This is a genomic window from Stenotrophomonas lactitubi (assembly GCF_002803515.1).
In the GTDB taxonomy this organism is placed as follows: domain Bacteria; phylum Pseudomonadota; class Gammaproteobacteria; order Xanthomonadales; family Xanthomonadaceae; genus Stenotrophomonas; species Stenotrophomonas lactitubi.
In genome coordinates this window covers 1,604,142-1,619,367 of sequence record NZ_PHQX01000001.1, presented here as the reverse complement: position 1 = coordinate 1,619,367, position 15,226 = coordinate 1,604,142, and the positions used below count along the sequence as shown (strand labels likewise).

Genomic DNA, 15,226 nt, shown 5'->3' with positions numbered 1-15,226 from the left:
GGTGCCGGGCGCAGCCCGGCCGACCCACTCCGTTTGCGCATGTAACCGCTTACAGCAATTTTCCCCGAAGGGTCATTTGTACGACACGTCGCTGCCATATTGCGCAGCAACATGCGTCGGCGCCGTTGCCGTGCTAAAAATCGCCCCGCCCATCGCTTAGATCGATCCAAGACGACAGCGCGATGGCCCGGAGTTGGGGAGCAAGACAGGACGTGCCGCGCTATCTGCCAGGCGCTCGCTGCATCTGCAGGGCGAAGGCAAGATCGGCATCACGAATTAGATCGATTCAAGTTTCCGCGTCAGTCAGTCACCGGATCAATCCAGGAGAGAGGGAGAGATGGCAATGAAGCATTCAACACGTACGCAGGGCCACGACGCGTTGTCGCTGGCCATCGCGCTGGCCCTGGCCGCCGCCGTCGCCCCGCTTGGCGCTTCCGCGCAGCAGGCGGCAACGACCGGCGCGCAGGACGCCACCACCCTGGACAGCGTCCAGGTCACCGGCTATCGCTACGCAATCGAAAAGAGCCTGCAGCAGAAGCGCGACGCCAACGCCGTGGTCGAAGTGATCACCGCCGAGGACGTTGGCAAGTTCCCCGACAAGAACGTGGCCGACGCGCTGCAGCGCGTGCCCGGCGTGGTCATCACCCGCAGCGGTGGCGAAGGCAAGTCGGTCAGCGTGCGCGGCCTCGCGCCCGACCTGACCCTGACTCAGTTGAACGGCAACTTCGTCGCCTCGTCGGAAACCAACAACGAAGCCACCCGCTCGTTCAACTACACCCTGCTGCCGTCGAACATGCTGTCCAGCGCCGAGCTGTTCAAGTCGCCGGAAGCTCGCATCGACGAAGGCGGCATCGGCGGCACGGTCATCCTGCACACCCGCCGCCCGCTGGATATGGAAGCCAATTCCGGCTACGTGAACCTGGAAGGCACCTCGTCCGACACCAGCCACGACGTCGACCCGCAGGTGTCGGCGCTGTATTCCTGGCACAGCAAGGACGAGCGCTTCGGCGTGCTGGTCGGCGTGACCCAGCAGAATCGCACCAGCCGCACCATGGAAGCCAGCACCGAGGACTATCAGTGGTACGGCAACGGCACCACCGCCCGTGATGCCAACGGCAACCTGCTGGAACAGGACGGCATCCATTACTGGTGGGGCAAGTCCGGCTTCAACAACCAGACCGGCAAGAACTACAGCGAGTTCTTCATGCCGACCTCGGTGAACTTCGCGGTGAAGGAAGAGAAGCGCGAGCGCACGGGCGGCCAGCTGACCTTCCAGTTCAAGCCGATCGACAACCTGACCCTGACCGCCAACTACTTCCGCTTCGAGCTGCAGGGTGACTACACCCAGAACATGCTGAAGGTGCCGGAGTGGAGCATGGCGCGCTTCAACGGCGACGGGAACTGGGCTGGCGGACGACTGCTCAATGGGCTGGACTTCGACCCCAGTGGCAGCATCGTGACCGGCGCACAGTTCGAAAAGCTGCCGGGCAAGACATATATCTGCAGCGAAGAGCAGGCGAAGGCGGCCGGCCTGGCACCGGGCGGCTGGGGCCCGGATGACTGCACCATGCCTACCCCGCAGCTGACCGGTGGCTACAGCAAGGAAAAAGCGCTCTCGCAGACCGCCGACCTGACCATCGATTGGGACATCAGCCCGCTGTGGAAGGCGTCGTTCACCGGCGGCCGCACCTGGTCTGAAGGCGGCCCGTCGATGAACTTCCGGATGTCGGCCAAGCCGCGCCGAAAGGTCGGAAAAGATTGGCAGTCTGTCAATTACACCGCCTGGGACCTGACCGGTACGCCATCGGCACAGTTCTCACCGGATCTGCAGCAGCAGTTGATGGCCGGCATCGCCGAAGTGGACACCGGCTCCACCGACTCGTCGTGGATGCAGACCGAGGTCGAGCAGAACTACTTCCAGGCCGATTTCACCAAACTGTTCGAAGCCGGTTGGCTGGATTCGATCCAGTTCGGCACCAAGTACCGGGACGGCAAGGTGCACCGCAATACCGGCAATACCTACTGGGTGTGCCAGGGCCTGGACCCGGCGGACTACAAGAACAACCGCTACCAGGCCGGTTGCGATTCAACTGCCGGCGATGCCCAGCCCGGCTTCTTCCTGTCCAACCCGATCAGCAACATTGCCGGCGGCTTCAACGCCAACGTGTTCCCGGGCATCAACTACCCGGCCTACATCGATTACCTGAACAAGACCTACGGCGGCTCGCATAACCGCACCGAGGAAGACTTCGTCTACGACGTCAACGAGAAGATCTACTCGGGCTACTTCCAGGCCAACTTCCGTACCGAGCGCGTACGCGGCAACGTCGGCGTGCGCGTGGTGCGCACCAGGCAGTTTGCCCAGTCCAGCGATTCGGTCGAACGCTTCAACGACTACTTCGTGGACAACGCCAGCGGCGCGCCGATGAGCTGCGATGACCCGGCCGCCGATCCCACCCTGCGCTGCCAGGGCGGCTTCGTGCGCGTGCCTGACACCCAGGCCAGCGACAAGGTCTTCACCTTGGCCTCGTTGGACAAGACCTACACCGACTTCCTGCCCAGCTTCAACATCGCCTGGGATATCACCGACAACCTGGTGCTGCGTGGCGCGGCTTCGAAAGTGATCGCCCGCCCGGGCTATACCAGCATTGCCTATCCCGGCGGCCTCACCTACATCAGCGAGGAATACAGCAACGACCGCCGCGTCGCTGGCGGCACCGACACTCCCGGCTGGTATGGGTCGGGCAGCAACAAGGCACTGGAACCGTTCAAGGCCGTTCAGTTCGACATCGGCCTGGAGTGGTACTTCAAGCCGGGTTCCGCAGCCGGTGTCGCGCTGTTCCGCAAGAACGTGGACAACTTCACCGTGCCGGTGGTGCGCGATCAGCAGATGACCGTCGGCGGCCAGACGGTCACCGTGCAGAAGTACCGCACCGAGGCCAACGGCCGTGATGGCGTCTCGCAGGGCGTGGAACTGTACGGCCAGTACACCTTCGACATGGGCTTTGGTGTGCAGGCCAACTACACCTACAACGACACCAACCTGGCCTCGATCGTGCTTGATGGCGAAGAGATCGGTTCGTCGCCGCTGGTCGGCAGCGCCAAGAACCAGGCCAACGTGACCGTGTTCTACGAGAACGACAAGATCCTGGCCCGCGCCTCGTACAACCGTCGCGGTGAAGTGGTTGGCGGGCTGCAGAATGGCATGACCGCCTACACCAAGCCGTACAGCCAGCTCGACCTGAACGTTGCCTACAACCTCACGCAGGACTGGACGGTCACCGCGGCAGTGCTGAACGCCACCAAGTCGGAACTGCGCAGCTACATCGGCAATGACAGCCAGGCCCGTCTGCTGTCCAACCTGTATGCCGGCCGCCAGTTGTACTTCGGCGTGAACTGGAAGTTCTAAGGCCTCACCCCCGCCTGTGGGCGGGGACGATCCTCCACGGCAGCCGCGCTGGTACAGGTGGCTGCCGTTTTTTGTGGTGCCTTCGCTCCGGGGAACGCTTGACCCTGCCATCGTTGCAAGGTGCACACTGCCTCCACCCCCAAGTGAATCGAAGGAGCTACAGATGGAATTCCATGTGGAAGGCATGACCTGCGGTGGCTGCGCGCGCAGCGTGACCAAGGCGATCGAACTGGTCGACCCGGCAGCGACCGTGTCGGCCGACCCGGCAAGCCGCCGCGTGCAGGTACAGACGTCGGCCAGCCAAGCACAGATCGTCGCGGCACTGACCGAAGCGGGTTTCCCGCCACGTACGGCCTGATCACGCTGCCAACTGCATGAACAATGCCCGCCCCGCGCAATTGCCGGGGCGGGCATTTTCTTTTCCATCTGTCTTCGTCAGGTCCTGCGCGCGCGCCTGCGTACTGCCCCGGCGGGCGCTGCAACCGGCGCAGCGCCCTCTTCGCCCTCGCCCAGCCGCTGCAGGATCGGGCACTCGGGTCGATCATCGCCGGCGCAGCAGCTGATCAACGACTTCAACGTGTCGGCCATCTGCCGCATGTTCTCGATGCGCTGTTCCAGGTCATCGATGTGCTGCTCGGCCAGGCGCTTGACGTCGGCGCTGTGGCGCGACGTGTCGTTCCACAGGCCCAGCAGGTCGGTGATCTCGGCCACCGAAAAGCCGAGATCACGCGCGCGACGGATGAAACGCAGCCGATGCACGTCGGCCTGCGAATAGGCGCGATAGCCCGCGCCGGTGCGGTCAGCCGGCGGAATCAGGCCGATCTGCTCGTAGTAGCGGATCATCTTGGCCGACACGCTGGATGCCTTCGATGCTTCACCGATGTTCATGCAATTGCTCCTTCAGTGGGCCGCATGGGACGCGTCCGCCATCGGCGCCTGGAAGCGCCGCAGGCGCAGCGCATTGCCGAGCACGAACACGCTGGACAGGGCCATGGCACCGGCGGCGAACACCGGTGACAGCAACACGCCCCATACCGGATACAGCGCACCGGCCGCGACCGGAATCAATGCGGTGTTGTACGCAAAGGCCCAGAACAGATTCTGGCGGATGTTGCCGATGGTCGCCTTCGACAGCGCGATGGCGTTGGGCACGCCCTGCAGGTTGCCGGACATCAGCACCACGTCGGCCGACTCCACCGCGACGTCGGTGCCGGTGCCGATGGCCAGGCCGACATCAGCCTCGGCCAGCGCCGGCGCATCGTTGATGCCATCACCGACGAACGCGATCTGACCGTAAGCCGCCTTCAACCGGCGCACTGCCTCCACCTTGCCTTCCGGCAGCACTTCGGCCACCACTTCATCGATGCCGAGCTGGCGGGCGATGGCCTGCGCGGTAGCGGCGTTGTCACCGGTGATCATGGCCACCTTCAGGCCAAGCTGGTGCAGGGCGGCAATGGCGGCCGGCGTACTCGGCTTGATCGGATCGGAGACGGCGATGATCGCCGCCAGGCGGCCATCGATGGCGGCATACAGCGGCGACTTTCCTTCGTTGCCCAGGCGATCGGCCAGCGCGGCGAAACTGCCGATGTCCACGCCCAGCGAACGCATGAAACGATCGGCGCCCACTTCCACGCGTGCGCCATCGACGATGGCACGCACGCCCATGCCGGTCACCGACTCGAAATCAACCATCGCCGGCAGCGCGATGCCCTCCTCCGTCGCTGCCTCGACAATGGCGCGGGCGATCGGATGTTCCGAGCGCGACTCCACCGCTGCCACCCGTGCCAGTACCTGCGCGCGATCGAAGCCGTCGGCGATCTCCAGGTCGGTCAGCAACGGGCGGCCTTCGGTCAAGGTGCCGGTCTTGTCCACCGCCACCACCTTGGCGTCCTTCAACAACTGCAGCGCCTCGCCCTTGCGGAACAGCACGCCCATCTCGGCGCCGCGGCCGGTGCCGACCATGATCGAGGTCGGCGTCGCCAGCCCCATGGCGCACGGGCAGGCAATGATCAGCACGGCCACGGCATTGACCAGCGCGAAGGTCAGCGCCGGCGACGGCCCGAAGATCAGCCACACCAGGAACGTAGCGAGGGCCGCCAGCATCACCGCCGGCACGAACCACAGCGTCACCTTGTCGACCACGGCCTGGATCGGCAGCTTGGAGCCCTGCGCCTGCTCAACCAGACGGATGATCTGCGCCAGCATGGTCTGCCCACCCACCGCCGTCGCACGCAGGGTCAGTGCGCCCTTCTGGTTGACGGTGCCGCCGACCACGCCGCTGCCTGCCGACTTCTCCACCGGGATCGGCTCACCGGTGATCATCGACTCGTCGACGAAGCTGCGACCTTCAGTCACCTCACCATCCACCGGCACGCGCTCGCCCGGACGCACTTCCAGCAGGTCGCCCAGCAGTACCTCGTTGATCGGGATATCGACGATACGCCCTTCGCGGCTGACGTGCGCCACCTTGGCCTGCAGGTTGACCAGGCGCTTGATCGCCTCTGACGTGCGGCCTTTCGCGCGCACCTCCAGGAACCGGCCGAGCAGGATCAGCGCGACGATCACTGCCGCCGCTTCGTAGTAGACATTCACCGTGCCCGCCGGCAACAGGTGCGGGATGAAGGTGGCCACGACCGAATAGCCGAACGCCGCCGCGGTACCCACCGCCACCAGCGAGTTCATGTCCGGCGCCAAGCGCAGCAGCGCCGGGAAGCCCTTCTGGTAGAAGCGCCGGCCGGGAATGGCCAGGACCAGCGTGGTCAGCACGAACTGCAGGTACCAGCTGGCCTGGAGGCCGATCGTGGACATCACCCAGTGATGCATGCCGGGAATCAGGTGCGAACCCATTTCCAGCACGAACACCGGTGCTGCCAGCACGCTGGCCAGGATCAGGTCGCGTTTCAGCGCCACCCGCTCGGCATCCTTCTTTTCCGCCGCTTCCTCATCGACCTGGGTGCCGCCATCGATCGCGTGCGCCGCGTAGCCGACCTTGTCGATCGCCGCCACCAGTGCGTCGATGCCAGCGACGCCGCGCACGGTCGCTCGTTCGGTGGCCAGGTTGACGCTGGCCTGGCTGACACCCGGCACCGCCAACAGCGCGCGCTCCACGCGGCCGACGCAGGACGCGCAGGTCATGCCTTCCACGGCCAGTTCGGTGGTCGCCGCCGGTACCTCATAACCCACGCTTTCCACCGCCTGGATCAAAGCGTCGCGGTCGACCGGGCCAGAGGAGCGGATGTCCGCGCGCTCGGTGGCCAGGTTGACCGACACGCTGGCGACCCCCTCGACCTTGGCCAGGGCCGCTTCGACCCGGCCAACACAGCTGGCGCAGGTCATGCCTTCGATCGGCAGGCTGAGGGTGGAAGCCGTCCCGGGGACGGCGGTAACGCTAGAGGTGCTCATGGCCTGGTTTCCCTGGTTCCATCTGGAGAGATGACCAGCCTAGACCTTGCCATCGTGGGAAGGTCAAATCCACCCCGCCCGGCCAGCGGCCCATCCACGCATGGCGTGGATCTACTGCAAAGCCGCAGCAGAGCCACGCCATGCGTGGCTGCACGTCATCCCGCGCGCGCCCAGTAGAGCCACGCCATGCGTGGCTGCCCGTCACCCCGTGGCTGGCGCCGGGTCATGCCCGGCGCCGCCGTCCCTCAGAACGTGAACACATACTCCAGCGCGAACTCGCGGCCCACCGCACCAAGCAGACGCGTCGGGGCGAAATCGTAGTCGACCTTGTAGGGGTCCTTGTGGTTCCAGCTGGTCGCGTTGAACGCGTTGTTCACGTACAGATTGACCTTCATGAACTCGGTCACCTGGTAGCCGACATTGAAGTTCCAGGTAATGAACGGCCCGACCCGGCCGTAATAGCGCGCCGTCTGCTGCCCCGCATTCGGGTTCGGATTGGCCGATCCATCCGGACGGGTGGCAGGCTCCAGGCAGTTCAACGACGGACTGTCGCTGGGCACGTAGCCATCGGCGAAAGGCAGGCAGCCGCCGGGGTTGTCCAGGCGGTCGGTGCCCCAGTGATAGCGCACGCCCGGCACCGAGCCGATGCGGTCGGCATACACGTTCGCGTTCCAGTTGCCGCCCTGCCAGGCCAAGCTCGCGCGCAGCTTGCTGCGCAGATCACGGTCACGGCGCTCGGGGTTCGGATCGTTGGCGTAGCGCTGCTCCTTCGTGGAGATCTGGTTGGTGTAGTTCACCCCCAGCTGGAAGCTGCCCCATGCGGCCGTCTCCAGCCGATAACGCGCGCTCAGGTCGATGCCACGCACCTCACGGCTGGCCAGGTTGAACGGCCCGCGCTCGATCGACACCAACCGCCCGCTGCTGTCACGATTCACCCGGGCGAGGATGCCGGCGCAGTACTCGCCACCCGCCGGGTTCGCCCACGGCGTACCGTCCATGTTCTTGCCGGTCAGGCAGCCCGCTTCGCTGGCCAGTACTTCGTCCGCACCGACGTCGACGATCATGTCTTCCAGCTTGATCGCCCAGTAATCCGCGCTCATCGACAGGTTCGGCAGTACGTCCCAGACGAAGCCGACCGTCCACGAATTGCCGGTCTCCGAGCGCAGCAGTGGCGTGCCCCGACGGTTCACGTCGAACGCATACCAGACATCGGTATTGCCCACGCCGCAGTTGTTGACCAGATACGCGCCGCTCTCGATGCAGCGCAGGCGGTCGTAGGTCAGCACCTCGGAACTGCTGGCCTGGCCCAGCAGGTAGTGCATGTCCGGCGCGTGGAAGCTGGTCGCGTAGGAACCGCGTACCAGCAGCGACTCGAACGGTCGCCATTCCAGACCGGCATTCCAGGTGGTTTCCTTCTGGCTGCCGACATCCAGCGCCTCGCCGCCGCCGTCGGCCTTGTAGCTTCCATAACGGTCGTAGCGTGCCGCAGCGGTGGCGATCAGGCTGTCGGCCAAGGGAATCTTGAACTCGACACCGGCCGAATAGCGGGTGCGCTCACCGCCGCCACGATCAACGTTCTGCAGGTCGAAATCGATGCCGGCACGCGGATCCGGGCTGAGGTGATAGCCCTGCTTCGCCACTTCGGCCACCGCCGCGAACGAAATCGGACCAGCCCAGCCCTGCAACAGTTCACCAGTGATGTCGGCCGAGGCCTGGTTGACGTAGGAGGATGCGCGGTTCTTCGCGACCGTGCCCATCTGCCAGTACTGGTCCGGGGTGATCGGGTTCCACCAGCGCGCCTCGTTCAATGCGTAGATGGCCTCACCGTCGCCGGTGGTGCCCAGCCGTGGGCCGAGGAAGAAGTCGTACGACTTCTGTTCGTCCACCACGTTCTGCCGCTCTTCAACGCGGTAGTAGGAACGGCCAACCGTGGCGCTCCAGTCGAAGCGATCGGCCAGGCGTCCGCGCAGGCCTGCGCTGATATCCCACGACAACTCGCGGTTGGTATTGCGCAGCGTGTCCAGGCCACCGACTTCGTTCGGCGTGAACTGGCGCACGCCGAGCACCGGGCGATTGCGGTTGGCATCCCAGTAATAGCCGTTGGCATCGTCGATCAACGAAACGCTGGGGGGATTGGTGCCCCAGATCGCCTCGGACCGGTACACCGCCAGGTTGCTCCAGGCCTGCAGGCCATCACCGAAATCGAAGGTGCCATAGAGATTGCCCGACACGTTCTCCGAGCCGCCAGTCAGCAGCCAGTTGGCGTAGTCGGCGCTCATGCCGCACAGGCGGCCGGTGTTGCTCACCGTATTGGCGTTGTAGTTGTAGACCAGCCGATCGGCGGTGTAGTACTCACCAGCGAATTTCTCGCAGGTGCCGTCCGGCGGTGCCAGGCGCTGGCCGTTGCTCGGGTCGATCAGCGCCAGGCCTGCGGTGGGACGGAAGCCGACCTTGCGCTGCTCCATGTTCCAGGACGGGTACAGCGCATCATCAGCGTCGTCCATCTGCGGCCGGTCGCGGCCGAACAGCGGATCGCGCTTGGTGTACTGCAAAGCGTAGGTCACGCTCCAGTTGTCGCCGGTCTTGCCACCCGCCCAGGACAGGTCCCAGGTATCGCGGCCGCCTTCGGTCGAGGTACCACCGCGCACGCGCACTTCGTCGCCGTCGTAGTTGGTCTTCAGGATGACGTTGACCACGCCGGCGATGGCGTCCGAACCATAGATCGCCGACGCGCCGCCGGTCAGCACTTCGATGCGCTCCACGGCAGCGGCAGGAATGTTGCTGTAGTTGGAGAAATTGGTCTCGCCGCCATAGGGCAGCGGGTAGTCGGCCACGCGGCGGCCGTTGACCAGCAGCAGGCTGCGGTTGGGCCCCATGCCGCGCAGGTTCAGGCCGCTCGCGTTGGGTGTGTGCGAGCCCCACTGCGACGCCGCTTCGACGGTGCCGGTCGCTTCGGTCAGCGTCTTCAGCGCGTCGTAGACGGTGACGAAGCCTTCCTTCTGGATCTGTGCGGCGGTGATCACGTTGACCGGGGCCGGACCTTCGACGCCGGCGCGCTTGATGCGCGAACCGGTAACGGTGACGGCATCGAGGTCCTTGGTGGACGACGTGGCCGCTTCCTGTGCGCCCGCTGCGAAGGGCAGCAAGGCAAGCACGAGGGCCTGGGACAGCAGATGACGACGGTTGCGGACGGACTGAGCCATGGGTGGTTGCTCTTGGATGGTGGGCGCGCGGTCGGATGGCGATCCCGGGCGTTGAATCGATCCTTCTCGATTCGATCACCCTCCCCTGTGGATCGATCCAAACTAAAGCACAGCTGAACCACGCCCGGCATGCGGCGACGCAGCATCCGACCGCTGCGTGTCGCTATCGCCTATAGGTATCCAAGTGAATCAATAAGTTGCGAAACATCGCTACGGAAGCGGCGCAGATGTCGATGACACGATCACGACACTCGCGCGCAGAACGGTTTTGTCCGTGGCGAATGGGGTACCCGGGTCGGATCCTCTCGTAGAGGGGTGCTGACCCGATAGCGCTTGGTCGGGGTCGGAGCCCTTCTGCGAAGGGATCCAACCCCGGCAGCTCTCAGGCGTCCAGCGCCTTCCGCAGTGCGGTCACTGTCGCCGCGTCGGTCTGGCTCCAGTCCGGGTCCAGGCCGCGCAGGGCCGGGTTCTGGAACTGCATGGCCGAGCGTCGCTGCCCCTTGGCCGAGGCGTGCAGTTCGGTACAGCCGGTCTGCCGCGCCACGGCGGCGATGTTGCCCGGGCCAAGCCCGGCGCCGGCCATGACGCTGATCCGGCCGGCCGCCTGTGCGACCAGCGCGGCCAGTACCTCGGCACCGGTTTCGGCGCTGGCCTGACCGCCGGAGGTCAGTACCCGCTGGCAGCCCAGCCCGATCACCTGTTCCAGCGCCGCCGGCAGATCGCGCGCGGCATCGAACGCACGGTGGAAGGTCACCTGTAGCGGACCAGCCGCCTGCACCAGTTCCCGGCACAGCGGCAGGTCGATGTCGCCCTGCACATCCAGCGCACCGATCACCACGCCGTCGCAACCCAGCGCGCGGCACTGCGCGATATCACGCAGCATCAGCTCGGTTTCCAGCACGTCGTAGTGGAAATCACCCGGGCGTGGTCGCACCAGCACGAACAACGGAATCTGCAGCCGCTCGCGGGCGATGGCGATGCTGGCAAACGACGGCGTAGTGCCGCCCTCAGCGAGATTGTCGAACAGTTCGATGCGGTCTGCGCCACCGGCCTGCGCGGCCAACGCCGAAGCCACCGAATTGCTGGCGATCTCCAGCGTGCGGCGCACGTTCACGCCTGCGTGCTCGCATAGATCGACGGCGAGTCGCGCAGGTCATCCTGGCGTTGTGCATCGCACACCGCGTAGACGAAGCCGCGATGCAGCGCATAGGCACCGACCTCGCCCTGCTTGTTCATTGCCAGGAAGCAGACCTGCAGGGTCCTGCTCACCTCGGGGCGCTTGCGCACCACGCGGTCGATCGCCTCGCGGCACGCCTGTGCCGGCGAGCGCCCCTGGCGCATCAGCTCGACCACCAGGAACGAGGCCGCGTTGCGGATCATCTCTTCGCCCACACCCGAGGCGGTGGCGGCACCCACTTCGTTGTCCACGTACAGGCCGGCGCCGATGATCGGGCTGTCGCCCACCCGGCCGTGCAGTTTCCAGGCCATGCCGCTGGTGGTGCAGGCACCGGCCAGATTGCCCTTGGCGTCCAGTGCCAGCATGCCGATGGTGTCGTGGTTGTCGGTGTTGCCGGGTAGACCGCGGCGCTCGGCATTGATCTGCGGCGCGTACTTCTCGGTCTTCAGCCATTCGCGCCACGCCGCTTCGGCCTTCGGGGTCAGCAGGTGCTGGCGCTCGAAGCCCTGCTGCACGGCGAACTGCTGGGCGCCCTCGCCCACCAGCAGCACGTGTGGGCTGTTCTCCATCACTTTGCGGGCCACCGACACCGGATGCAGGATGTCGACCAGAGCAGCGACCGCGCCACAGCGGCCGTCACCATCCATGATGCTGGCGTCCAGGCTCAGCACGCCGTCGCGGTCCGGGTTGCCGCAATGGCCGACGGTGGGGTTGCACAGCTCGCTTTCGGCCCAGCGTGCACCGGCTTCCACCGCATCCAGCGCACTGCCGCCCTGCGCCAGCACCTTCCACGCGGCCTGGTTGGCCGGCACGCCGAAGTCCCAGGTCGATACCACCTTGGCCCCGCCCTGCGTGCGCGCCTTCACCACCGGCAACGCTGCCACACCTGCGGCCAGTGCACCGGCCTGCAGGAACTGCCTGCGATCCACCATCTTCGCCTCCGTCTGCATGCTGCGCCCGCCGGCCCGATGCCGGCGGCGCCGATCAATCGTGCGCGGGCGTCCGCGCTGCGTGCCAGGCCGCTGCACCAAGCACGCCCAGCTGGCCATGTTCCACCCGCCACACCGGCACCTGGCGCAGCACGTCGGTCAGCACACCTTTGTTGAGGAAGCGCTCACGGAAACGGCCGTCGGCCAGGAAGTCCTGCACATGGGTGGAAATGCCACCGGCCAGGTACACCGAGCGCGCGCCGACGGCGATCGCGGCGTCACCGGCCAGGCTGCCCAGCCAGGCGCAGAACACCTGCAGGGTTTCCACCGCCAGCGCATCGTCGCCTTGCCGCGCGGCCGCGATCAGCGCTTCGGTGCTGGTCCATTGCGGCGCCACGCCGCGCAGTTCGCACAGGCAGGGGTACAGGTTCATCAGGCCGCTGCCGGACAGCACGCGTTCGTTGTCCACGTGCGGCCAGCGCTGCAGCAACTGGCCCAGCACGTGCAGTTCCAGCGCGTTGCCGGCGCCCAACGCAGCGTGGCCGATCTCGCTGGCCAGCACCGGGCGCTCGCCATCGGCGAAGCGCAGTGCCGCACCCAGGCCGGTGCCCGGCCCGAGCACCAGCGCCGGGAAGGTCTTGGCCGGATCGGCGTCGCCGTTCAGCGGCACCAGCGTATCGGCCTGCAGGTACGGAATGGCCAGCGCCACCGCTTCGAAATCATTGATCAGCTGCAGGTCGGGCAGGCCCGAATCGCGGCGCGTTGCCGACAGCGATACCGTCCACGGCAGATTGGCGTTGATCAGGGTGTCGCCGTCGAGCAGGCCGGCGATGGCGACCACCGCGCTGGCCATCGGCTGGCCGAGGCTGGCGGTGAAATCGGCGAGGATCGCCGCCAGGCTGGGGTGGTCGGCACAGGCGTAGGTGCGGTAGCTGCCCAGCCGCGGCGCCTGCCCCGGCACGGTCTCGGCCAGCGCCAGACGGGCGAAGGTACCGCCGACATCGGCGACGACCAGGCTGCGTGGAACGCCGCTGCGGGCGGGTTCGGATGGAACCGGGGACACTGCTGCAACGTTCACGCTGGCCTGCTTGGATCGATTGAATCGTCCCGATTCTCAGGCATCGGCCGGCCTTTGCCTAGCGCGGCGACAGCGGCACCCAGGGTCACATGCCTTCCTGCTCGGCCACCTGCACGCCATCCACCAGCACCCGTAGGCGCTGCGGACGGAACCCGGCGAACAGCAGCGGCCGGGTCCGCTCCACCAGCACTTCATGGCCGGCGATATGGCGCTGCCACGACTGTACCAGCGAGAACGAGAAGTGCGTGCCCGGATGCAGCGGGTGCTGCACCCAGACCTTCTCGCTGGCGCTCTGCAGCATCATCGCGCCGGTGAACCAGTGGCGGCTGAGGGTGACCGGCGTGGTGCCGGCCATGAAGCGGATGTCCATGCTGCGTCCTTTCGTGATGGAGGTGCGTGACGGAAGCCCGGCCCGCGCTCAGGGTTGCGCGGTCTGCAGGTTGTAGCTGGTGCTGGCGGTGAACACCGCACCATCCGGCTGGGTGGAACGCACCTCGACCTTGTGGCTGCCCACGGCCAGATCGGTCGGCAACGCACCACGCCACAGGTGCGGCGAAGCGGTGGCTTCCGGCGAACGGTCGTAGCCGCGCAACGTCGAGGCCAGATCGTCGGCGACGTTCTCCACCATCAGCCGCGGATCAGGCTGGCTGACCTGCTTCATCGGCTGCCAGGCGCCGCCATCGACGCGATACTCGACCACGCTGGCATCCTCGCCCATGTACACGTTGGCGTAGATGCCCCACGCCGGGTACGCGCCCTTGCGTAGCACCTTTGGCGCATGCAGGCCGATCTGCTCGCTGGCTGCCGCACCGGCCACCCGGTACTGCAGTCGGTAGCTGCCGTTGCCGGCCACGTCCAGCAGCGCATAGCCCTTCGGCGTGCCATCGCTCATGGTGCTGTCCGGTACGCCGGCGGCATTTCTCACGCCCGACCAGAACGCACCGCAGTTGGCACCGACGTTGTACTCATGCAGCGGCCTGGCACCCTGCCAGCCGTCAGCCTTGCCGTGGTAGACGTGCTGCTGGGTGTGGCTGTGGCCGCTGAGCACCAGCACGTTGCGGAAGTCCTTCAGCAGGTCGAACAGGCGCTGGCGGTCGGCATGGCGGAAGGTCTCGCGCCCCGGCGCCGCATCGAACAGCGGGATGTGCATGCCCAGCACCAGCAGGCGGTCCTTGTGCAGGCCCTTCAGATACGCAGCCAAGAAGGCGAACTGATCCTCGCGCAGGCCGCCGACATACTTCGGCTTGGCAGTGGGGTCGTACACCACATCGTCGAGGAACACGAAGCTGGCGCCGCCCTCTTCCACCGCATAGGTATCGGGGCCGTAGATGTTGCGCCAGCTGTCCAGCGAATGCGCGTCATTGGCCGCATCGAAATCCAGGTCGTGGTTGCCGGGCACGTGGAACCACGGCACGCCGAGTTCGGTGGTGACCTTGTTGATCGCCGGGTACAGGGTCAGATCGTCGTTGACGATGTCACCCAGCGTGGTACCCAGACGCGCCTTGGTCTGCCCCACCAGCGGCGCCACGATCGACTGCTGGTAGTAGCCGATGTCCTGCAGGCTGGCGGTCTGCGAATCGGTGAACACCAGCATCTGGAAGCCACGACGGCTGTCATGCCGGTCGTTCTGCAGGGCGAAATCCCAGTTGCGGGCGACGTCACTGGTGGCCGCGATGCCGCCGTACTTCAGCGCCGGCGAACCGTTCGGCCGGTAGTGCCGCCAGAACGACGGCAGGCCGTCGGCGGCCTTCGGGAAGGAATAGGCATCGGGCTTGATGACGAAGACCGTCTGGCCGTCACGCACCGGCAGGCTGTAGCTGCCGTCGGCAGCGGTCTTGACGATGGTTTCGCCATTGGACACCTGCACGCCGGCCAGGCCCGGATCGGTCGCACCGCGGCCCGGCTTGCCGTCACGCTCCAGATAGACCTTGCCGCTGACCACGGTGTCTGCGGCCCAGGCCGGCGAGGTCAGCAACAGGCAGCACAGCCAGACGGCAGGCAGTTTCATGGGGGCGGTCCGGGAAAAAG

At 66.1% G+C, this 15,226-nt stretch carries 10 protein-coding genes; 2 read left to right on the top strand and 8 right to left on the bottom strand.

Annotated features, from left to right (window positions below):
* Positions 1 to 337: 337 nt before the first annotated feature.
* On the top strand, positions 338 to 3,409 hold the full coding sequence (locus CR156_RS07785; RefSeq protein ID WP_100552414.1) for a TonB-dependent receptor: 3,072 nt from the start codon (positions 338 to 340) through the stop codon (positions 3,407 to 3,409).
* A gap of 163 nt (positions 3,410 to 3,572) precedes the next feature.
* Positions 3,573 to 3,767, top strand: coding sequence for a heavy-metal-associated domain-containing protein (locus CR156_RS07780; protein WP_100552413.1), 195 nt, complete (start codon positions 3,573 to 3,575; stop codon positions 3,765 to 3,767).
* A 77-nt stretch (positions 3,768 to 3,844) separates the two neighbouring features.
* Here CR156_RS07780 and cueR read toward each other — a convergent pair whose 3' ends face one another.
* The 8 genes from cueR to CR156_RS07740 all read right to left on the bottom strand — a co-directional run bounded on the left by cueR (position 3,845) and on the right by CR156_RS07740 (position 15,206).
* Positions 3,845 to 4,297 carry a Cu(I)-responsive transcriptional regulator gene (gene cueR, locus CR156_RS07775; RefSeq protein WP_100552412.1) on the bottom strand — a complete coding sequence of 151 codons (453 nt, stop codon included), beginning with the start codon at positions 4,295 to 4,297 and terminating at the stop codon, positions 3,845 to 3,847.
* Positions 4,298 to 4,309: 12 nt separating this feature from the next.
* Positions 4,310 to 6,811, bottom strand: a complete 2,502-nt coding sequence (locus CR156_RS07770) for a heavy metal translocating P-type ATPase (protein ID WP_100552411.1) — start codon at positions 6,809 to 6,811, stop codon at positions 4,310 to 4,312.
* 245 nt (positions 6,812 to 7,056) lie between these two features.
* Complete coding sequence (locus CR156_RS07765) at positions 7,057 to 10,014, bottom strand: TonB-dependent receptor plug domain-containing protein (RefSeq protein WP_100552410.1); 2,958 nt, start codon at positions 10,012 to 10,014, stop codon at positions 7,057 to 7,059.
* Positions 10,015 to 10,396: 382 nt separating this feature from the next.
* The gene (locus CR156_RS07760; protein ID WP_100552409.1) at positions 10,397 to 11,128 is read right to left on the bottom strand and encodes a copper homeostasis protein CutC; all 732 of its coding nucleotides are present in this window, start codon (positions 11,126 to 11,128) and stop codon (positions 10,397 to 10,399) included.
* Positions 11,125 to 12,123 (bottom strand): N(4)-(beta-N-acetylglucosaminyl)-L-asparaginase, encoded by a 999-nt coding sequence (locus CR156_RS07755; RefSeq protein ID WP_100554108.1) that lies wholly within the window; start codon positions 12,121 to 12,123, stop codon positions 11,125 to 11,127. Before CR156_RS07755 ends, CR156_RS07760 begins: the two co-directional genes overlap by 4 nt.
* A 52-nt stretch (positions 12,124 to 12,175) precedes the next feature.
* Positions 12,176 to 13,198: a glucokinase gene (locus tag CR156_RS07750; protein ID WP_100552408.1), complete on the bottom strand. Its 1,023-nt coding sequence runs from the start codon at positions 13,196 to 13,198 to the stop codon at positions 12,176 to 12,178.
* Between the two features lie 85 nt (positions 13,199 to 13,283).
* Complete coding sequence (locus CR156_RS07745; protein ID WP_025874818.1) at positions 13,284 to 13,568, bottom strand: hypothetical protein; 285 nt, start codon at positions 13,566 to 13,568, stop codon at positions 13,284 to 13,286.
* Between the two features lie 48 nt (positions 13,569 to 13,616).
* The gene (locus CR156_RS07740; RefSeq protein ID WP_100552407.1) at positions 13,617 to 15,206 is read right to left on the bottom strand and encodes a calcineurin-like phosphoesterase C-terminal domain-containing protein; all 1,590 of its coding nucleotides are present in this window, start codon (positions 15,204 to 15,206) and stop codon (positions 13,617 to 13,619) included.
* Positions 15,207 to 15,226 lie beyond the last annotated feature (20 nt).

Excerpts from the sequence above, each read along its gene's own strand:
- CR156_RS07785 (WP_100552414.1), top strand. The coding sequence starts at position 338 with ATGGCAATGAAGCATTCAACACGTACGCAGGGCCACGACGCGTTGTCG.
- CR156_RS07780 (WP_100552413.1), top strand. The coding sequence starts at position 3,573 with ATGGAATTCCATGTGGAAGGCATGACCTGCGGTGGCTGCGCGCGCAGC.
- cueR (WP_100552412.1), bottom strand. The coding sequence starts at position 4,297 with ATGAACATCGGTGAAGCATCGAAGGCATCCAGCGTGTCGGCCAAGATG.
- CR156_RS07770 (WP_100552411.1), bottom strand. The coding sequence starts at position 6,811 with ATGAGCACCTCTAGCGTTACCGCCGTCCCCGGGACGGCTTCCACCCTC.
- CR156_RS07765 (WP_100552410.1), bottom strand. The coding sequence starts at position 10,014 with ATGGCTCAGTCCGTCCGCAACCGTCGTCATCTGCTGTCCCAGGCCCTC.
- CR156_RS07755 (WP_100554108.1), bottom strand. The coding sequence starts at position 12,123 with ATGGTGGATCGCAGGCAGTTCCTGCAGGCCGGTGCACTGGCCGCAGGT.
- CR156_RS07745 (WP_025874818.1), bottom strand. The coding sequence starts at position 13,568 with ATGGACATCCGCTTCATGGCCGGCACCACGCCGGTCACCCTCAGCCGC.
- CR156_RS07740 (WP_100552407.1), bottom strand. The coding sequence starts at position 15,206 with ATGAAACTGCCTGCCGTCTGGCTGTGCTGCCTGTTGCTGACCTCGCCG.